Here is a 20,049-nt window from a genome sequence, read left to right as displayed (position 1 = left end):
GAAAATAAATAGGATTACTATCAATGGATGCTAACAACACACAATGTGTCACCCCAAATTACTGTATTGGCATTGGTGCTTCAGCGGGAGGATTAGAAGCATTAAGATCATTTGTAAACACCATCCCAACTGACTCAAATCATGCTTATATTATTATTCAGCATTTATCACCTGATTTTAAAAGCATGATGCCCGAATTACTTGCAAGACATACCGACTTACCAATTGTAAAGCTTGAAGACGGCACGATTATCGAAGCAAATCATATCTATTTAGCACCACCACGTAAAAACGTCATGCTTGCTGAAGGGAATACCTTATTAGTTGAACAAATGGAAAACCCAGGCGGTAGCTTTCCCATTGATGCCTTTTTTCGTTCTCTCGCAGAAGATCAACAAAATCAAGCGATTGCTATCATACTTTCAGGTACCGGAAGCGATGGTTCAAGAGGCATACAAGCCATAAAAGAAGTTGGTGGTTTAGTTGTTGTACAAGAACCCTCAGATGCAACATTTGATGGAATGCCATTCAATGCCGTAAAAACAGGTTATGCAGACATTGTCGATACTGCTGATAAAATGTTATCAAAAATCCTACAGTATACGAGTCATACGGTGGTTTCAGGAGAGAAACCGGTTGTTGAACCCGATAAAAGTATTGAACATGCATTATCTGATATCTACAGTTTATTAAAGGCAAAAAGCGATATTGATTTTAGCCATTACAAAGGCAAAACCATCGTAAGGCGAATTGAAAGGCGCATGGGTATCAATATGGTTGAAAGCGTGACTGACTATTACAGCTACCTATTAAAAAACCCTAAAGAGCTACAAACACTTGCCAAAGATATGTTGATAGGTGTTACGCGTTTTTTCAGAGATGACGAAGCGTTTGATTGTATTGTGAATAATGTGATCCCAGATATAATTAATCAATCATCCTCTGAAGATATACTCCGTATCTGGAGCGCTTGCTGCTCAACAGGTGAAGAAGCGTATAGCCTTGCTATTTTAGTTGATGAATACCTAAAGCAACATAATATCGAACGTGTCGTACGTGTCTTCGCAACTGATGTGGACGCAGATGCTATTACAGAAGCAGGCTTAGGGCGTTTTTCTCGAAATATCGAAGATGATGTAACACCTCAACGATTAAATAAGTATTTTGACCTGCAAGATGATTATTATGTCATCAAGCCTCATATTCGTAAAATGGTTATATTTGCAACACATAACTTACTGACTGACCCTCCGTTTTCTAACTGTCAATTAGCCGTGTGTCGTAATGCATTAATTTATTTTCAACCCAAAGCACAAAAACGCATTATTACGTTATTGCATTTTTCTTTGAATAAAGACGGTTATTTATTCTTGGGTTCATCAGAATCTTTAGGGGAAATGAAACAGCACTTCAATGTAGAAAATGAACGCCATCGCGTATATCGTAAAATTGATAACTCAAAAATGATGATTGAGTCGGTGCCGCCGTTAGACCAACAAAGCGGTAAAACGAATAAAAGCCCTTCTATTAGCCAATTACTGTCTAGTTTTCAACAATCAGCTAAAAGCCCTAATTACTCCCCTGTGCTAGAACGTATCATCGAAGAGTATTCGCCGCCTGCTATTATTTTATCTGAAGAACAGAGTGTTGTTCATGTTTTTGGCGATGTCAGCCCTTATACAAAAAAAATGGGGGCTGGACAATTCAGTTCTTTGTTATCTGATTATATCATTGAAAGTTTAAGTGTCGCAGTTTCTACCGCGTTGTATCGGGCACAATCGCTCAACTCAAGCGTGCATTACGAAAAAATACAATACGCTGATGAACATGGAAATAAATGTAGCGTCAATTTACGCGTACTATATTTAGATAGCCCAAGATTAACCAGTAATTATTTCGTGGTACTTTTTGAACAAGAGCAAGTCGTTAATAAAGTTCAAGACGTTATCGTTGATAACAATAATAGCCATGACCATAACAAACAGCTAATTTCTGACTTAGAAGATGCGTTGAGGACCAAACAGGAACATTTACAGGTTACCGTTGAAGAGCTACAAACGACCAATGAAGAACTTCAAAGCTCTAATGAAGAACTAATGGCGGCAAATGAAGAACTACAAAGCACAAATGAAGAATTACAGTCAGTGAACGAAGAGTTATATACTGTTAACAGTGAATACCAAGAAAAAATGGAGCTCACTTTACAAAGTAAACTTGATACTGATAACGTGATCAGATCAGCTGATATTGGCTTCATTTTTCTAGATGAAGCATTATTAATTCGTAAGTTTTCACCTTCAATTGTCAACGATGTCAATTTATTAGAAAGTGATGTTGGCAGACCATTTCATCATATCTCTCATGCGCTTGATTACGACGATCTGCTTACTGATGTTGCCGAAGTGATGCGCACCAATATTGATATCAATGTTCATGTTAACCGTCTTGATAATCACGGCCAGCGACTCGTTAAAATTTCACCGTATCGTGACCAATACGGTGTAGCATTAGGCTGCGTGATAAACATTACCGATATTACTGAAATAGTGACGTTAAAAAGCCAACTTCATGACTCTTGGCAGCGACTAAAACAAACACAAGGTGCGTCACTATTCCTAGAAAACAAAGACGTGATAAATTTATTGATTGTTGATGACGATGAAGTTGATCTTCATGCGATTCGAAGAAATATAGACATTGAACGAGCAGACAATTATACCTTTAATATTTCAACCGCCAATAATACTGCTGATGCAATAACCATGATCACAGAAAGAGAATTTGATGTTTGCATTATTGATTATCTATTGGCTGGCGATGATGGTTTAGTACTGATTGAAAAAGTACAACAACTTAACTCAAACAGCGCTTTTATACTGCTATCAGGCATGCTGACAAAAGAGTTAAGAGAAAAAGCTTTTGCTTTGGGGGTTTATGATGTTTTGGCGAAAGATGAGATAACACCGGCACTCATTCAAAGAAGTATCAGTTACACCTTAATTCACAAAAAGACTAATCAATTTTTACAATCCTGTAGCTAGCACAATTATAGAAAGAACTGTTGTGCTTTTTCATCGAAAAAGGAATGAGATGTTTAGTATCAATCATATTGTTTTAAGTCGATACCTCGGTGCTAGTATATCGCTGCTAGCCTTGATTGTGATCTTTGGTTGGTATTCTCATACCCCCTTATTGGTACAAATACATCCCACCTTTGTTGCAATGCAATTCAATACTGCCTTGTGTTTTTTACTTTGCGGGGCTGGCATCTCTGCTCGCTCTTTAAAGTATAGAAAGCTCTCAACATTTATTGCTTCGCTTGTTGTTTTAATAAGCACGATTACCTTTATTCAATATATCGCACACACCAACCTTAATATTGATCAGTTATTTTTAGAACATTACATTACAACTAGCACAACCCACCCAGGGCGCATGGCTATCAGTACCGCATTGTGTTTTATGCTAAGCGGAATAACGATTGTTACTCATAACATTTATCCACGTTTTCATATTAACAAAATCATTGGTCCAGCCATCAGTGGAATGGGCTCAGTTGCGCTAATTGGCTATATTTTTAGTATTGAAACAGCCTATGGTTTGGGCAACTTGTCTGCTATGGCGGTACATACCGCTATGGGTTTTGTTGTCATAGGTATTGCTTTAACACTCATGTCAGCAATAGCGACTGATAAATCTTTGCTTTTTGGCCAATACTGGAAAGAAAGCACCTTAACGGTTGCCTTAATTGTTTTTACCTTTGCTTTGTCGCAGGCGGTTGAAAATTGGCAAAACAAGCAACTGCAAGAAAAATTAGATGCTCATACAGTGAACGCAACGCAAGCGTTAAAAACCTTGATTAATACACGTGTTGATGCATTAAACCGAATGGCTCACCGTTGGCATGTGTTTGATAGCTTAACTAAACAACAGTGGGAAAACGATAGCCTACAATATGTAAATGACTTTCCAGACATGCAAGCTATTGAATGGGTTAATCGTAATATGAGGGTCAAGTGGGTGGTACCAATAGAAGGAAACGAAAAAGCGATTGACTTTGATCTTTCTTCAGAAGATAAGCGGCACGCGACTTTATTACGTGCACAGCAAATAAAAAGCACAACTATTTCTCCTGCAGTTGAGTTAATTCAAGGCAAGCGTGGCTTCTTGATTGTCGAACCGTTAACTAAACAGCAAGAAAATAGCGGCTTTTTAGTCGGAGTGATCGCATATACAGAGTTACTTAACGTATTGGCCGATAACTTTCATCTAGATAACTTCAATTTGACCATCAAAGCACAACATAAAATTATTGCGCACCATAAACCAGAAAGCGAAAGTAGCAATAACTATATCGCAACACAACAATTGGCTTTCTTTGGTGTAAATTGGCAAATAACACTCAAGTTCACTAAAGCGTATGCCTCTTCCTTACAATCTCAATTACCCAGCATTATTTTAGTTTCAGGTATGATCGCTATTTTTATGAGCTTATTGTTTTTAAAGCTATGGCGGGATGCAGCATTACACTCACAAAAATTATTACATGAAATAACACTGCATAAAAACACAAAGTCATTACTTGCTTATGAAGAAAATAGACTAAGAACCACACTTCAAAGTATGGGAGATAGCGTGGTGCTTGCAGATCATCAAGGTACAATTTTAAGTATCAATCAGGCGACAACAGCACTTTTTGGTTATCGCGAAGATGAAATGATTGGTAAAAATGTAAGAATGTTAATGCCAGAGCCAGATCGTTCCCAGCATGATGACTATATAGCTAACTATTTACACAGTAAAACACCCAAAATTATTGGTATTGGTCGCGAAGTAGTTGCGAAGAAGAAAAACCAAAAATCGTTCCCCATACATCTATCTATTGCGCACATGACTATAGACAACGAGCAGTTTTTCTCAGCTATTATTCGGGATATTAGTCAACAGAAAACCACCGAATTAGCACTCGCTAAATACACAAAAGAGCTTGAACGTAGTAATAAGGAGTTATCTGAATTTGCCTATATTGCTTCTCACGATCTTAAAGCGCCCTTAAGAGGGATCATGCAATTATCCAACTGGATTGACGAAGAACTACAAGATAATAAAAATTCACAGATAACTGAATATATAAGGCTGATGCAAAGCAGAACTTCTCGGTTAGAAAAGCTACTTGATGACTTGCTTTCATATGCAACATTAACCGAAAAGGTAGAAAAATTTACCACGATTAACGTTGATGTATTAGTGAAAGATACCTTTCAACTGTTAAACCCTCCGGCAAGTATTCATCTAGAAATAAACAGCGAGATTGTATCCTTCAATACTATTGCGGTACCGCTTGAACAAGTGTTAAGAAACTTAATTAACAATGCGATTAAACATCATGATAAAGAAACCGGCCACATTACTGTATCAATTAAACCGATTGAGCATGGATATCAATTTTCTGTTTGTGATGATGGCCCTGGCATTGATCCGCAATATCACCAACAAATTTTTGGTATTTTTAAAACCCTGAAACCACGTGATGAATTAGAAGGCAGCGGTATGGGATTAGCCATTGTTAAAAAGATACTTGATACTTATGATTGTGACATTACCATAGACTCTAATGGAAATACTGGTACTTGCTTTGCTTTTACTTGGCCAGATGAAGCAACATTAAAGAGGTTAATTGATGACTGAACATAACCAAAACAATAATACTGCTATATTACTTGTTGAAGATGACGATCTTGATGCAGTGAGTGTGAAGCGCGCCTTAACAAAGTTAAATACAAATAACCCCATTTATCGTGCTAAAGATGGCATCCAAGGGTTAGAATTGATGCGCAGTGAATTAAGTGGTCGGCCTTTTGTTATATTACTTGATTTAAATATGCCAAAAATGAATGGCTTAGCCATGCTTAAAGAGTTGCGTGAAGATCCAAAACTTTCGCATAACATCGTATACGTTCTTACCACGTCAAACAGAGAACAAGACAAAGCAAGTGCTTACCAACACCATATTGCAGGGTACTTTTTAAAATCAACACTAAACCATAACTATTCAGAGCTTGGTTCAATGCTCAATCAGTATTTGCAAATAAATGAACCTCCGGTACAACATGTCAATTAACGTTTTCATTTAAACGCCTTATCATGTCTTGGTTATTGTTGAAAATATACATTTAGCTAAAGGTACATCTAATTTACCTTTAGCTGTTAATAATTGTTTATGGCTCATTTCCAACAGTAAAGGTGCTGAAGGTAGAATGTCATCGATAATAAAAGCGATTTTCTCTGTCATTATTATCAATTCACCTTCCCCTGCTGCAATTGAATAGGGTCTACGTTTAATAACCTCTACATGGGAATAATCATTAATGTATTGCCCTACGTCATACTGTAGTACCCATTGCTTTTCCTCTAAAGTGCCAGAAAGACTATCAATAGCAATCACCTTTTGTGCTTGAAATGATGCTGGACACCGAAAACAAAAAGCATTTTGAGGGCATATACGTTGCCACTCTGTTAACTTATATTGTTGACATTGCAAAGCAGTAACAGCTTTAGTTTGAGCTGCTATGGGCACCATAAAGACTACTAGAGTGACCATTTGATATATGCGCCACTCGTTCAACTTACAATATAAGCATTTAATAGCGTTCAAGTGAAAACGCATATTTGTTGCTAACCTTACATCGACACAGTAGTGTGAAAACAGCTAACATAAACAACACGAAGGTTGCTGGTTCTGAAACCTTGGTAAGCTCACGAACAATTAATACAGGATTAATATCAATCCAATAGGTATTATCAACGTTTTGCACTAGCGGGCTTTGACGAATTTGTGCAACTTCAGCTTCAGTGAGTAGCGTTCTATTATTAAGACTAGGGTTCATTAAAAAAGCACCGTTTAAGTGAGGTAACCCTAAATTATGCCCAAGCTCATGGGCTAATAATTCGCTACCATATCCGCTATCTGCAAACCTAGATTCAACGACAAAGTCGTTTCCAAAATATTCGCCGCAGCCCACGATATTAGTACCGGTTGAACTTCCACAAGCGCTAATTGTATCGATAAAATAAAAATTAACGATATTGAAGCCACCTGAATGCATATTAAATAATTGGCGTACTTCTTCTCTTGTAGTGATATCTAATAAATTAGGGGCTAATATTTCAGAGGGTTGTCCAATACGAATATCAATGGGCAGATCACCGAACGAATCCTGAGAATATATCCTATCAAGCTCCGCTTCATTTATGGTGATATAAGCTGCTTGGCTAGCAGCCGAAATTAACAATGTCATTATAACAGCAATTGATTTTTCTAGTGTCATGTCCGTTCACCTACAATACGTTAAGGGGAATTCACCAGTAAAACTCAACGGTTTTTATTATTGTAATGATCAAGTTACGCACTAATGCATCATGATTACAACCATTCAAAACAGATCCTATACGTCCACATAGTCGCCACGGCTGTATGCTACACAGGTGATAACTTAACGAGAGTTAAAGAAAGGTTGTTTATTAACTGTAGAACTGTTGCTGAAATTTTCCAGTTTTTAATCGCTAAACCTCAGCACTAACAGTATAAATTAGCGTTTAATGATTTGTTCACGCATAGGGGCTAAACGCGCTAATAAACGATTTTGAACAGGATAAGAAATTCCGGTTGATTCCATGGCACGTATCAATAGTTCAACAACCCGATTAAAATCTCCTTCAGAAATATTCATACCTGTATGAATATCTACCATAGAATCGCCAGTATACTCACAAGGGCCTTCGCTTATAGCACACATATGGTTGATGAAACCTTTCCGAAAATAACTAACACTTGCTTTGGCAAAGTATGGAAATATTTGTTCATCTGCAACAATTTCAACAATTAATTGATCAACAAGTTTACTAATACCTTGTTGTTCGCCTAACGCTTGATACAAATTATTCTCTTGTGGTGATTGCTGCGAAGCGCATGATAAAACACTGAGATTAAGCAAAACCAACCACATAACACGTTTAAAAAAAATCATTAGAACTGCCCCGACATTGAAACATACCAACCATGCTGACCATCAATATTTGCGATTGTACCTAAATCTAAATAAGCCACTGTCATATTAAAGTGTTTATTCGGGAACCACGCCACAAATACATCATGCCAATTACTTTCTTTAACCGCTAGGTTTTCAGATTTAACGCGATATTCTGTGCCAATAGCAAAATGCTTATTTAATAAAATAGCTGCAGAAAGTTCTGGATGTAAGGCACCATTTCCTTCTGTACCTCCATAACCTAACAAGCCCATTTCATTTGCAGATGAATAGCGAAGCGTAGCATTCCAAAGAAAATTATAACCAGCAATCGCACCTAAATGTAATTTACTCGCAGCAAGATAAACATCAGTTCCTTTATCTTCTTTTGCACCCAAAGCAAAAGCAATGTCTGGCGTTTCCAGCATTTTATGTTGTACGCCTAACGATAATTGCGGCCAATCGCTATAGACAAGATCACCGTATAAGCGAAGTTTCATGCCAACCACTTCTTGCGAAAGGGTTAACGATAAAGGCTCAACATCAAAATCTTGTTTGGCATAAGACACTTCAATACGATCATAAAAATTGATTTGTGCACCGCAACTCTTCAATCGAAAATCTTGTACCTGTGCTGTTGAACAAAACACAGAGCCAGCTATTTCATCTTCGGTGGCATACCCAGCTAATTGTGCCCAAGGAACAATACCGCCACCGCCAGCCCCTTCTACTTGTGAAACCCCCGGTGTAGCTAAAATTTTACCGTTTGCAAAACACACGCAAGGCATGCAAAGTAACCATGTACTAAGTAGTCGTTTCATAGCTTTCATACCATTCAATTAACTTTTCTGCCGATAACGGCTTTGATAAATAATAGCCTTGTGCATAATCACAATTATATTCATTAAGTAACGCTAAGCTTTCTGCTGTTTCTACCCCCTCCGCTACCACTTGTAGCCCAAGGCGATGACCAAGTAACACGGTAGACATAACAATATCTTGATCTTGTTTATTTTTATCTAAATTGAGAATAAAACATTTATCAATTTTCAGTTCATCAACTGGCAAATGTTTAAGTTTAGCCAATGACGATTGACCAATACCGTAATCATCAACCGATATTTGAAAGCCAATAGATTTAAGATAAGTAAGACGTGATGCCACTAAGTTTTCATTCTCTGCAAGATCTCGTTCCGTTAATTCAAGCGTAATTTGCTGAGGTTCTACTTGTTTGGCTGCCACCGTATCTAATAAATATTCGACAAAGGTATCATGCTGAATATCCTGTGCGGATAAGTTAATCGACACCTTAAAGGTATAACCTTGTAGATTCCAATGTTCTACCTGTTGAATAACATGTAAAATCACCCATCGTGTTAACGTAACAATTAATCCTGCTTTTTCAGCCAAACCAACAAACAATTCTGGGTTAACAAAATCACCTTCTTTGTTTATCCAACGTATTAAAGCTTCTAATTTATCAACCCGCCCAGTAACCATATTTAACTTAGGTTGGTAATTCATAAATAATGGGCTATCTTCAGCCTCCAAGGCTGATTTTAACTCATCAATTAAGGATAGCTTATACATATAAGCTTCATCTTCACCCTGCTGATAATAACGTACTGTCACTTGTTCACTAATTGCCGCTGAAACAGCCATCGAAGCTCGTCGTATCATGTGCTCCGCATCAATACTTATAAGTTCATCAAATTGGGCTATACCAACATACACCGACAAATTAATTTTAATATCATTGACCCAGTAAGGACGGTCTAACTCTGATTGCAAATGCGCAAGAAACTTAGCAATATAATCTTTTTCCACCGTATCTATTGCCACTAAGAACTCATCAGCACCCGTTCGAGCAACACCTATTACATTAACATCGCTGGTAGATAAAGGTCCTAGGTAATGAAATATTCGATGAGCAAGCTCTTGAAGTATTTTATCGCCATTAGATATACCAATAGTGTCGTTTAATGTTTTAAAGTCTTTAATATTAAACGCGACTAAAGTAATTTGTTTGTTGTCATTGCTGGCTTCTAACTCTTGCAACATTTTTTGACGATTATAAAGCCCGGTAAGCAAGTCACGCTCTGCTTGATATTTAATGGCTTTTTCACGACTTTCAATTTCAGCCCCCATTACAGAAAAACTTTGATATAGCTCAGTAAATTCACGAGGTAAATCTCCTGATAGTTTTGGAATGACTAAATCACCTCGCCCTACTCGTTGTGTTAAATGCATTAAAGTATTAAGCGGTTTAGACAACCCATTTGACAATAATCTAGATAAAGCAATGGCAATCACAATAACAAAAAAGGCAATAAACAAAATTGATGAGATCAGTTGATTAAAATCATGATGAATTTGTGTTAAAGAGGCTGACAGCACCACAGAAAGTACTGTTGAATTACCTAAAGGCCTAATTTGATGATAATACGCTGCACTCGATAACAAAATATTTGACGGTGGCGTTATCGCTTCTTGCATAATTTGTTCGGACGAGTAGCCACTTTCCAAGGTAGTAGCCAATACCTTTTCACGTTCAGCGATCGAGATATCGAGTGAAATCATTTCTTTTAACCCAGTCAACGATGCCTGACCAAACTCAAAGCCAATAACCGTGTAGGCAATCACTCTTGGTGCTTTTACCGGTAATACAATCACCTGATAAACCGTATTATCAATACGTAAAAACTGCGCATGAACATTACGAAAGGGAAGAGATTGAATACCTTTAGTGACTGCTTGTAACGATAACGTTTTTGATGCGCTAGTGGTAATTAAGCTTCCTTCTAAATCTAATAACATCATCAAGTCAGCATTAATTCGTTCACCATGATTGAGTAGCACGCTATTAATCGTATTTTTATCTTGCGAAGCGACTGCTTGTTTAAAACCAAAATCTGCGGCCAAAACACTTGCTGCAGTGATCAACATTTTTTCTTGCGTTACTAAGTTTTGGTTTAACACATTTTCAGCAAAGTTAAATTGCTGTTTAATTTGCTGCTCTGCGTAGTCTGCTATCCGAAGCCAGTAACTTGCCGTCAACGCTAATACTGTTAACAATATTAAACCTGTTGATAACCATGTAATTTGTGTTTTAAAGCGATACTTAGTGAGCATAACCAAATACATCTTCAAAGCTATCTCTTTTCGGCGGCTTTATGGTGTTTATAGTTAAGGTGATCTGTTGCTTTTTGACATCAAATGTTTGAAATGATTTACGATGATTAACACCCTGCTGCGCATTAGCATGCCAAACCGTAATATTAGTGATTTGCTCAACAGGTATATCAATTTCTACCTCTCCATGCTCACCACTCATAAAGGTATTTTTATTTTCAGTAACATAAATATAGCCAACCATCGCGTCATGAATGTTACACCCTAAAACCACTAAACCTTGTTGTTGAAAAGATACTGGCGCTTTAGATTTTCCTGCGTACAGTTTTAATTCAAACGGTTTTGCAGGTGAAAATGAGTAGACATGGTGACGAATATCATCACTGTTAGGGAAACTAACACTGCTATCTTTAGGGACAATTAATACTTCAGGCGAAAAACGCTTATTCACTTGGTCCATAATAAAAGGCGAATCTTTCACTTGCCAAGCACTAACACCATCTTTGGTCGTGATTTCTAGCACAGCGTTTTCCAGTGGTTTATTATGTTGGTTTTTTACCTGTAAAATTGTTTGCGCATGTAACGCAAAAGAAAGCCAACTACTCACCAAAACTATTACACCTGTAATGTTTAACCGATACATAAATAAACCAATTTAATAACAGCGTTATAAATCAGCATAACCTTGCAACAAGCTTGTGTCTATTTTTGTATCGATAATTCATCTTTAAGCGGTATAAAATCAACACGCTATTAACTGCGCAGGTATTTGATAACAATACAACCACCTATTGTACTCACCTATGTATTCCTATATAGTCTGATGTGTTTATAAATCATAAGCTTACAAGAAAAACCTTAATAGGTTCTCATGACGTCTAATTGGAGTATTCGGTCAAGATGAAAAAATTTAATATCGCCATTGTGCTAGCATTGGTAATTGCAATACTACCTACCTTTGTAGATGCATCCACAAGAATGACCAATCATGATGTGTTAAATCAAACTGACGAATCAGGAAAAATTGCAATAACAGGTAAGAGATGTAAAAGACATGCTTCATCTTGTAATGGCGTAACGGTTAAAAACCTTGAAACGGGCGATATTATTTTCAAAGAAAATAAGGTGTCTTATAAGCGTGATTATAATCAAAACCCTTACAGCCCTATTGGAGGTCGGTATTATAATTTTACCATGGCACCAAATGGTGAACGCTTCGGTTTTTGGTTTGAACGCTGGAACAGTAGCGAAGACTATTATTACATTTATCAAACCAATCCGGTAAAACTCATTCATAAAATAAAAGGCAACGAATGGGGTGACAGAGCAGAATTTTCCGCCTCAGGGAAACTGTTAGTGGTTGAAAACCAAAATAATTTAGCCGTATTTGATGTTGATTCAGGCAAACGTTTACCGTTAGAAAATGCTAAATTCGACAATAGTCGGGAAGTGAAATCAATCGGGATTACCTCAGATGATACTAAATTAATTGCAACGGTTGAATACGGTATTGTCGCTTGGGATTTAGCAACCGGCAAACAGCTTTACAATCATAATACTCGTAAGCGATCTGGCTTCGTGGTTTCTGGCACTAATTATGGTAGTGGGCAATTACGCTTTTCGAAGGATAACAAAACTGCATTATCGGTAAGTGGTAGTATTTTTGTAATTGATGTTAATACAGGCCGATTAATTAAACGCTTTGAAACAAAAAAACTATCGGCTCAAGATACGTATTATGCAAAAGTAGATTTTATTGACCAAGGTAATTTACCATTAGTTACTGTATTTTCGCCACTAGAATTCCTAAAAAGTGATAAGTACGAAATATTTATCGCCGATTGGAAACAAGAAAAACTATTAATGAAAATAGGTGAAACAGGCGATAATTATCATCAATTACGTAAACACGCCCTTGAGATTACCTCTAGCAAATACACAGAGCAATTGCTTGAAGAAACCGCAAAAGCCAAGCAATTATCAGGGATAGCGCAATTAACTAAACTAACCGCGTTATATCAGCACAATGATGTACCACTTAGTCGTTATTTTCCTGCTAGAAAACAATGGATTGAGCAATTAAGAACAGACTGGTACACACTCGCCAAGCAGCAAATAAACCAAGCGAAAAACAATAACGATGTACAATTATTACAAACACTTGTTAACAGTGACTTACTTGGTAACAAAGAAAATCGGGTACTCGCCTATCAATCGTTGCATAGCGTGTTAAAAAATAACGATGATTATGAAAAATTAATTGCGCTTGCCGAGTCTGATTATATTCCTGCTCAAATAAAAAGAGACAGTTTACTTGATGCCATAGCTCGTTACCCAGACTCAACAAAGTTAGCTGACTATTTAGCCTTAGCTGATAAATTCAATGACGATGCAAGGGTGACAAACGCTATATTTGATAAAGTTTATCAACGGGTGAAAGAAGCAGATAACATTGCTTCGTATCAATGGTATATAAAACATGTTCAGCAAAGTGAACACACCCAAGAGGCGTTACTTACCTTATATAAACGCGCATTTGAACTCGCTGATGATAGAGGCACTATTGCCAGTTATAACGACTTTATCATTGCATACCCATTTGCACCGCAAGTAAACCAAGCAACTGAGTATGCAAGGTCGTTAGAAGAAGATGAATATTCAAGTTATTTTAGTAGTGACGAAGAGCTTTCACGCCGTTTATTAGTGCGCTCCAAACAAATATCGCGGGTTGCTAACCAATACCGTTACGACAATACCGGCTATTTACTCGTCATTGATCGTATGAACACCTTATTGCAAGACATGTACCCTGGTCAAGACGCAACTTTACGTCATTTAGAGTCAGAAGAATTTAAAGACTTTCATCGTGATTTTAGTCGAGCAATGCGCTCATTATCGTCTAAGTTAGATAACATCAACAAGAACGTTAAAGACTTAAAACGACATGTCGCTAAACAATCAGACATGATTGAACAGCACTTCGAAAAGGCGGCACAAGACAGAGAAACAGCAAGCGAACTCACACGACAACATCGTATGTGGGAGCGTTACCTGCAAGGTAAAAGTTAACCAGAACTCGACCTAACAGTCATAAAATAGGTAACACGATCAGCATGAAGCTATGTGCTATTCGTGTTACCACTGTTTATCCACTAATACCTTTTTTAAAACTGCATAATCATTTTCCACAAGTAAGGGCTTAGCTTTAAATATGTTGATACTTGTTAAAATGCATTTATCTATTTGACGTTTTGCTTATTTATTACTTTGCCAGTTCAGCACGATTATGCGCCGTATGATAATCAATATCAGGCCCTACTGGTACAATTTGTGTCGGATTGATCATGTCATGACTGAAATAATAATGGCGCTTAATATGTTTAAAATTAACCGTTTCGGCAACATGTGGCACTTGAAATAACTCACGAACATAATTCGCAAGGTTTGGGTATTGCTCAATCATGCGTTTGTTACATTTAAAATGACCAAAATAAACAGCATCAAAGCGAATTAACGTAGTGAATAATCGCCAGTCAGCCTCAGTAATTTGCTCACCAACAAGGTAGCGTTTAGTCGCTAACAGTTGTTCGATGTCATCTAAGGCGCTAAACAAGTTTTCATAGGCTTCTTCATACGCAGACTGCGTGGTTGCAAAACCCGTTTTATACACACCATTATTAATATTGTCATAGACAAACGTATTTATTTCATCAATGTCATGTTGCAACGTTGTTGGATAAAAATCGACGGTGTTTCCGGTAATATCATCAAAAGCACTGTTGAACATACGAATGATTTCGGCAGATTCATTATTAACAATACATTGTTGTTTTTTGTCCCATAGCATTGGTACCGTAACACGACCACTATATTGTGCATTGTGACGAAGATATAGTTGATACAAATATGCTGAATCATATAACTCATCACCAACACCGGCTTTTGTTTCATCGAAACTCCAACCTTTATCAAGCATATCAGGGCTAACAATCGAAACACCTATGTGTGGTGCTAATCCTTTTAACGCTCTAAAAATTAAAGTACGATGCGCCCAAGGGCAGGCCAAACAAACATATAGATGATAACGGCCTGATTCTGCTTTAAAACCGGCATCACCCGAAGGCCCCGCACTACCGTCTTTGGTTATCCAATGACGAAGTTGTGCTTGTTCACGTTTAAACTTCCCTTTGTTTTCTTTAGTGTCATACCATGTATCATGCCAAACGCCGTCGACTAATAACCCCATAAAAACCTCCTATAAATGCTATGTAAAACTCAATCTTTTATTTCGTGCACTAACTTATGGCAATTCAAACACTAGTGCAGTAACACTGCTGTCGCCATGATTTTTCATTTTAAGTAATGATTCGTTAATCACTTTTACGCCATCTCCTGGTGCTAACTCAGTACCATTAATGTTTAATGCACCAGCAATTAAATGCACATAAACTTTACGCCCTAACGGCACTTGATAAATTTCTTCAGTATTTGCTGCCAGTATAAGTTGTGATAAACGCGCATCTTGTTTTATCTTCAATGTATCCGCTTCACCTGTGGGTGTAACAATCGTTGTTAAACCTTGAGCGTTACCAAAAGCTTTTTGTTGATAACTAGGTCGTTCACCAAATATGTTGGGTTCTATCCAGATTTGCAAAAAACGTGAAGCCTTATTAGTAGACGCATTGTATTCACTATGAAAAATACCTTTACCCGCAGACATTAGTTGAAACTCACCCGCAGGTAATCTTTCTACATTGCCTACGCTATCTTTGTGCTCAAGCGCCCCTTCAATTACAAAGCTAATAATTTCCATATCACGGTGACCATGCGTATCAAAGCCTCTGTCCGCTTGCACGATATCGTCGTTAATAACACGTAATGCAGAAAAGCCCATATGTTTAGGATCGTAATATTGGCCGAATGAAAAACTGTGTTTACTATCTAACCAGCCAAAATTTGCCCTGCCGCGATCGTTCGCCTGTCTCAATTCGATCATCATTTTGCTCCTGTTGGCATTGTCGTTACGCCAACGATTTTTCTAACCTATTATCAATTGCCACTTTACCAGCACCTGAAATAGCAAGAGACACACTTGCCGCTAATAACGCTAAACCAAACTCATAGCCATTGTTCGACATGAATAAACCATTAGCAAAATGTACTGAAAAAATAGCAACCACCATGGTTACCGATAACACTACAGCTGCAGGGCGCGTTAACAAGCCAACTAAAATAAATAAGCCACCGAAGAATTCTCCACTACCAGCTAACAGCGCCATTAAATAACCCGGTGCTAAACCAATAGACTCCATCCAGCCGCCAGTGCCTTCTAACCCATAACCACCAAACCAACCGAATAGTTTTTGCGCACCATGCGCCATAAAAATGATGCCTATAGGAATGCGTAATGCTAATGTTGAATAGCCTGCTTTCGTTGCAACCATGGCTTTTAGTAATGTTTTCATGTTTTTCTCCTCAATAATTTTTAATTAACAATATCGTTGATAAATCGCTAATCAACTGTTGAAATCAAGTATAGAACTGTTAATGTAATTAAAATATCGGAACATTTTGAAATGTTCATTCAAAATATTTGAACAACTAAATTATGCACCCTGCAATTACACTAGATGCATTACGCGCACTTGATGCCATAAATAAAACAGGTAGCTTTGCGGCAGCTGCGCAATCGTTATATAAAGTGCCGTCAGCCTTAACTTACACCATTAAAAAACTCGAAGAAGATCTAGGTGCAGTATTGTTTGATCGATCAAAACAACGTGCTGTATTAACGCCCGCAGGTAAGTTAGTGCTTGAACACGGGAGAGAAATTCTACATGCCACCTCAAAAATGGTGGATGCTGTCACGCAACTAGAGTCTGGCTGGGAAAAACAATTGCGTATTGCGCGCGATACTATCATTCCTAGCACCGTCTTGTTTGACATACTCGGAGAGTTTACTCAACTAAAACAAAACGTTGACGTAACATTAAGCGTAGAAGCTTTAGGTGGTGGTTGGGATGCTCTACACAGCCAAAGAGCTGATATCGTTATTGGTGCCTCAGGCGAACTTCCTAAAGGTATGTTCCACACATTTAAAATAGCCCAATTAACCTTTATTTTCGCCGTACCACCAGAGCACGCGTTAGCTAAAATAAACGTGCCTATCGAACCCGAACATTTACGCGAATACCCTTCCGTTGTTGTTGCCGATAGCTCACAATATTTACCTGCACGTAGCAGTGGTTTATTTACAAGTAAGCAAGTTATCACAGTAAACAATATGAATGCTAAAGTTGAAGCACAACGTCGTGGTATTGGCGTTGGATTTTTACCCCTTCATTTTGCCCAGCCTTACATTGAATCAGGAGAACTTATTCAAAAGCCTTGCACACTGCCAAGACCAAACCAAGACGTATTTATCGCTTGGCATAAAGGCCACGAAGGGAAAGCATTTGACTGGTTTATTGATAAGCTTTGTAAAGCTGATTGGCGGATATAGCAGGTGATTAGCAATTGATAACGTTACCTGTTAAACATAACTTACCATGTTAAAAAACCACTAGCTATTAACGTTTAGGTAAAATTTGCCTTTTAAATCATCTTAAACTAAGTTTTAACAACCAATAACGTTGGTCACACTATACGCCAAGGATAAGGAAGTGTTTTAAGGACATTTAAGATAAATTTCCTTCTTACCTTAAACAAGTTAATTAAAAGGAATTAAATTATGAGAGTACTATCAATTGACGAGATACCACAAGTTACCGGTGGTAATAGTTTTTTAAAATGGGTGTTAGAGCAAATTGCAGGCGGTTTAGTATTTGAGGCTGCTAAAATTGCAATAGATGGCGCTGGGAGCATTGATTTAGATTGGGTAGGAAATGCCGTCCCCATCAATGTAGATCATCAAAATAACACAATCATAATTAAAGCTAAGGCAAGCTAGCTTTGTAAAAAGCCAATTTATCTGTTTTCAAAACTGGCTTTGACTTCATTATAAAAATAACAAAAAGCCTCATTTATGTTCACTTCGCTTACTAATATTAATCAAGCAAGTTATCTCTACTTGCTAAAAGCTACTGCAATTTCAATTATTCCCGCACTGTTCATTGCACTGGGTTTTTCCATTGCTATCACGCCAACATCAACACTAAAATTTGATGCTTCACCTTTACAGCTTGTCATTATTCTGGTGATTTTTGTACCGCTAATCGAGACTTTTCTTCTTGTGTATCTCATTAAAACTCTTAACAAGTTTTTATCAAATAAACAATACATCGCAATAACTGCCGCTGTTATTTGGGCGTTTTTACACGGATTAAAAGCGATAGAGTGGGGTTTTATCATCGCATGGTCATTTTATGTGTTTTCTATCTCATTTCTGACTTGGCAAAAACGTTCCACTAAGCAAGGATTTATCATGAGTCTATCAATTCATGCGCTACAAAATTTATTTGTTGCTTGTGGTCTTATACTTTTAGGCTAGCGGCCTGTAGAGTAAATTACATATAGAAACTGTCATTTTTAACGGACTATCCGTATAACAAATGTTGTAAGGGTGTTTTATTCATCAAAGGGTTTATTAATAATGTTTGCATGTTTTCATTACTTAATGCGGCATGGATCGGTAAAGTTGCTACGCCTTTATGGGAAATTTGCTGTACGTTTGGCGTTTTGATAAACCTGACAACATCCCGCTCACCATATTGAGCAATTGACGGTATATAAGGGCGCAAATGAGTGATTAATTTGTCGAGTACTTTATCTTCGATGTCTCCACCAATGATGATCGTTTGGCAATTAAGTATTGATTCCAGTGTATGTATCGCAATACGCATTGGTTCAGCAGCCTCTTCAATCCAACGATCAATACTGTTTCGATTTTCAGCACAATATTGCGCCAATTGAGCGTTGGTTAACAGCGGTTGTTCAATATATTGTTTTAAACTGCTCAACGACGCAAAGTCATTTAAACGACCCAACTCTCCCGTTACTTGATCTGTTTCAGGCGTCACAAAAATATCACCTAATGCCCCCGTCAATCCATTTTGACCCAACATAATTTTACGATCAAAAACCACTGCTGACTCAACAACATCACCAATATGCACATAGACAAAACTGTTTAGTTTTTTCGCTTCTCCGTATAACATTTGATAAGCCGCACATGCAGAAGCCGTTGTTTCTAATGCAACCGGGAGTTGAAGTTCACTCGCGATATCTTGCTGTAGCCTTTTTGTTGCTTGATAATCATGTAAATTCTGTTGATTCACTTGGCCAACACTAAGACCTACAGACAAAATATTTTCTATGGTTAACTCACTCTCTGTCATCAACTTTTCAAAGCTCTGCACAACACTGTTCAAGGTGTTTTTATCGCTAATAGGTTGTTGAACGTAATACTGCCGCTCACCTGACAGGTTAAATAATCCGGCCTCTACCTCACCAGGAAGTACGCGAAAAGCTAAAGAGAATGCGCAATCAGCTTTTAAACAAAGCATTTTTGAAGGTTTTCCTACCGCCCCTTCTTTTTTTATTCCTACTTCTTCTATCAATGCAACATGTAAAAGTTCTTCAACTAAATTAGTGATAGTTTGTTTTGTTAAGTGTGTGCGTCGAGAGATTTCAACACGAGAAATTGGTCCTTGTGTGACGATTTCTGATAAAACCAATCGTAAATTTAGCGCTTTATTCTGTTTTGAATTAGAGCCTTTCACTATTTAATATTCCTCATACACTCACATAAACCAACATTTATCTACATATAGCAACATTTTTAACACTTTTAACCACTAAATATGCAATAAAGCATGATAACAAAATAATAAGTCAAAATGTTTGACATATTATTTTTCAACCCTAATATGTTAACCAATTAATAATAAAT

At 37.4% G+C, this 20,049-nt stretch carries 17 protein-coding genes; 7 read left to right on the top strand and 10 right to left on the bottom strand.

The window, feature by feature from the left end; translation table 11 throughout:
* The first annotated feature begins 23 nt into the window (after window positions 1-23).
* The 3 genes from Q4489_RS02695 to Q4489_RS02685 are packed head-to-tail and all read left to right on the top strand — an operon-like array spanning window position 24 to window position 6,121.
* Complete coding sequence (locus Q4489_RS02695) at window positions 24-3,041, top strand: chemotaxis protein CheB (protein WP_303476722.1); 3,018 nt, start codon at window positions 24-26, stop codon at window positions 3,039-3,041.
* Window positions 3,042-3,090: 49 nt separating this feature from the next.
* Window positions 3,091-5,688 (top strand): PAS domain S-box protein, encoded by a 2,598-nt coding sequence (locus tag Q4489_RS02690; protein WP_303476719.1) that lies wholly within the window; start codon window positions 3,091-3,093, stop codon window positions 5,686-5,688.
* Window positions 5,681-6,121, top strand: a complete 441-nt coding sequence (locus Q4489_RS02685) for a response regulator (protein ID WP_303476716.1) — start codon at window positions 5,681-5,683, stop codon at window positions 6,119-6,121. The genes Q4489_RS02690 and Q4489_RS02685 overlap by 8 nt, the downstream gene beginning before the upstream one ends.
* A 21-nt stretch (window positions 6,122-6,142) precedes the next feature.
* Here the strand turns inward: Q4489_RS02685 and Q4489_RS02680 are convergent, their stop codons facing one another.
* From Q4489_RS02680 to Q4489_RS02655, 6 genes are all read right to left on the bottom strand, one after another.
* The gene (locus tag Q4489_RS02680; protein ID WP_303476713.1) at window positions 6,143-6,601 is read right to left on the bottom strand and encodes a hypothetical protein; all 459 of its coding nucleotides are present in this window, start codon (window positions 6,599-6,601) and stop codon (window positions 6,143-6,145) included.
* A gap of 40 nt (window positions 6,602-6,641) precedes the next feature.
* On the bottom strand, window positions 6,642-7,328 hold the full coding sequence (locus tag Q4489_RS02675; protein WP_303476711.1) for a hypothetical protein: 687 nt from the start codon (window positions 7,326-7,328) through the stop codon (window positions 6,642-6,644).
* Window positions 7,329-7,589: 261 nt separating this feature from the next.
* Entirely contained in the window at window positions 7,590-8,027 is a 438-nt protein-coding gene (locus Q4489_RS02670) for a group 1 truncated hemoglobin (protein ID WP_303476709.1), read from the bottom strand.
* Window positions 8,027-8,848, bottom strand: coding sequence for a DUF3034 family protein (locus Q4489_RS02665; protein ID WP_303476706.1), 822 nt, complete (start codon window positions 8,846-8,848; stop codon window positions 8,027-8,029). Before Q4489_RS02665 ends, Q4489_RS02670 begins: the two co-directional genes overlap by 1 nt.
* Window positions 8,832-11,171: a bifunctional diguanylate cyclase/phosphodiesterase gene (locus Q4489_RS02660; RefSeq protein WP_303476816.1), complete on the bottom strand. Its 2,340-nt coding sequence runs from the start codon at window positions 11,169-11,171 to the stop codon at window positions 8,832-8,834. The genes Q4489_RS02665 and Q4489_RS02660 overlap by 17 nt, the downstream gene beginning before the upstream one ends.
* On the bottom strand, window positions 11,149-11,766 hold the full coding sequence (locus Q4489_RS02655; protein WP_303476703.1) for a methylamine utilization protein: 618 nt from the start codon (window positions 11,764-11,766) through the stop codon (window positions 11,149-11,151). Before Q4489_RS02655 ends, Q4489_RS02660 begins: the two co-directional genes overlap by 23 nt.
* Window positions 11,767-12,059: 293 nt before the next feature.
* On the opposite strand from Q4489_RS02655, the gene Q4489_RS02650 reads away from it, so the two are divergent.
* Window positions 12,060-14,228: a WD40 repeat domain-containing protein gene (locus tag Q4489_RS02650; protein WP_303476700.1), complete on the top strand. Its 2,169-nt coding sequence runs from the start codon at window positions 12,060-12,062 to the stop codon at window positions 14,226-14,228.
* Window positions 14,229-14,421: 193 nt separating this feature from the next.
* Here the strand turns inward: Q4489_RS02650 and Q4489_RS02645 are convergent, their stop codons facing one another.
* The 3 genes from Q4489_RS02645 to Q4489_RS02635 are packed head-to-tail and all read right to left on the bottom strand — an operon-like array spanning window position 14,422 to window position 16,624.
* Entirely contained in the window at window positions 14,422-15,405 is a 984-nt protein-coding gene (locus Q4489_RS02645; protein ID WP_303476697.1) for a glutathione S-transferase family protein, read from the bottom strand.
* A gap of 54 nt (window positions 15,406-15,459) precedes the next feature.
* Window positions 15,460-16,155: a pirin family protein gene (locus tag Q4489_RS02640; protein WP_303476814.1), complete on the bottom strand. Its 696-nt coding sequence runs from the start codon at window positions 16,153-16,155 to the stop codon at window positions 15,460-15,462.
* Window positions 16,156-16,180: 25 nt separating this feature from the next.
* Window positions 16,181-16,624 carry a DoxX family protein gene (locus Q4489_RS02635; RefSeq protein ID WP_303476695.1) on the bottom strand — a complete coding sequence of 148 codons (444 nt, stop codon included), beginning with the start codon at window positions 16,622-16,624 and terminating at the stop codon, window positions 16,181-16,183.
* Window positions 16,625-16,767: 143 nt separating this feature from the next.
* Between Q4489_RS02635 and Q4489_RS02630 the strand changes: the two genes are divergently transcribed.
* From Q4489_RS02630 to Q4489_RS02620, 3 genes are all read left to right on the top strand, one after another.
* Window positions 16,768-17,661, top strand: a complete 894-nt coding sequence (locus Q4489_RS02630; RefSeq protein WP_303476692.1) for a LysR substrate-binding domain-containing protein — start codon at window positions 16,768-16,770, stop codon at window positions 17,659-17,661.
* A 228-nt stretch (window positions 17,662-17,889) separates the two neighbouring features.
* Complete coding sequence (locus tag Q4489_RS02625; protein WP_303476689.1) at window positions 17,890-18,108, top strand: hypothetical protein; 219 nt, start codon at window positions 17,890-17,892, stop codon at window positions 18,106-18,108.
* Between the two features lie 75 nt (window positions 18,109-18,183).
* On the top strand, window positions 18,184-18,648 hold the full coding sequence (locus tag Q4489_RS02620) for a hypothetical protein (RefSeq protein ID WP_303476686.1): 465 nt from the start codon (window positions 18,184-18,186) through the stop codon (window positions 18,646-18,648).
* Between the two features lie 46 nt (window positions 18,649-18,694).
* On the opposite strand, the gene Q4489_RS02615 is transcribed toward Q4489_RS02620, so the two are convergent.
* Window positions 18,695-19,879, bottom strand: coding sequence for an ROK family transcriptional regulator (locus tag Q4489_RS02615; protein ID WP_303476682.1), 1,185 nt, complete (start codon window positions 19,877-19,879; stop codon window positions 18,695-18,697).
* Window positions 19,880-20,049: the final 170 nt, after the last annotated feature.

Source organism: Thalassotalea sp. 1_MG-2023 (assembly GCF_030546745.1).
Lineage (GTDB): Bacteria > Pseudomonadota > Gammaproteobacteria > Enterobacterales > Alteromonadaceae > Thalassotalea_C.
The sequence above is the reverse complement of the archived record's forward strand: the minus strand, read 5'-3'. Positions and strand labels throughout refer to the sequence as shown.

Excerpts from the sequence above, each read along its gene's own strand:
- Q4489_RS02620 (WP_303476686.1), top strand. The coding sequence starts at position 18,184 with ATGTTCACTTCGCTTACTAATATTAATCAAGCAAGTTATCTCTACTTG.
- Q4489_RS02670 (WP_303476709.1), bottom strand. The coding sequence starts at position 8,027 with ATGATTTTTTTTAAACGTGTTATGTGGTTGGTTTTGCTTAATCTCAGT.
- Q4489_RS02675 (WP_303476711.1), bottom strand. The coding sequence starts at position 7,328 with ATGACACTAGAAAAATCAATTGCTGTTATAATGACATTGTTAATTTCG.
- Q4489_RS02640 (WP_303476814.1), bottom strand. The coding sequence starts at position 16,155 with ATGATCGAATTGAGACAGGCGAACGATCGCGGCAGGGCAAATTTTGGC.
- Q4489_RS02635 (WP_303476695.1), bottom strand. The coding sequence starts at position 16,624 with ATGAAAACATTACTAAAAGCCATGGTTGCAACGAAAGCAGGCTATTCA.
- Q4489_RS02680 (WP_303476713.1), bottom strand. The coding sequence starts at position 6,601 with ATGGTCACTCTAGTAGTCTTTATGGTGCCCATAGCAGCTCAAACTAAA.
- Q4489_RS02650 (WP_303476700.1), top strand. The coding sequence starts at position 12,060 with ATGAAAAAATTTAATATCGCCATTGTGCTAGCATTGGTAATTGCAATA.
- Q4489_RS02660 (WP_303476816.1), bottom strand. The coding sequence starts at position 11,171 with ATGTATTTGGTTATGCTCACTAAGTATCGCTTTAAAACACAAATTACA.
- Q4489_RS02665 (WP_303476706.1), bottom strand. The coding sequence starts at position 8,848 with ATGAAACGACTACTTAGTACATGGTTACTTTGCATGCCTTGCGTGTGT.
- Q4489_RS02695 (WP_303476722.1), top strand. The coding sequence starts at position 24 with ATGGATGCTAACAACACACAATGTGTCACCCCAAATTACTGTATTGGC.
- Q4489_RS02645 (WP_303476697.1), bottom strand. The coding sequence starts at position 15,405 with ATGGGGTTATTAGTCGACGGCGTTTGGCATGATACATGGTATGACACT.
- Q4489_RS02690 (WP_303476719.1), top strand. The coding sequence starts at position 3,091 with ATGTTTAGTATCAATCATATTGTTTTAAGTCGATACCTCGGTGCTAGT.
- Q4489_RS02625 (WP_303476689.1), top strand. The coding sequence starts at position 17,890 with ATGAGAGTACTATCAATTGACGAGATACCACAAGTTACCGGTGGTAAT.
- Q4489_RS02630 (WP_303476692.1), top strand. The coding sequence starts at position 16,768 with ATGCACCCTGCAATTACACTAGATGCATTACGCGCACTTGATGCCATA.
- Q4489_RS02685 (WP_303476716.1), top strand. The coding sequence starts at position 5,681 with ATGACTGAACATAACCAAAACAATAATACTGCTATATTACTTGTTGAA.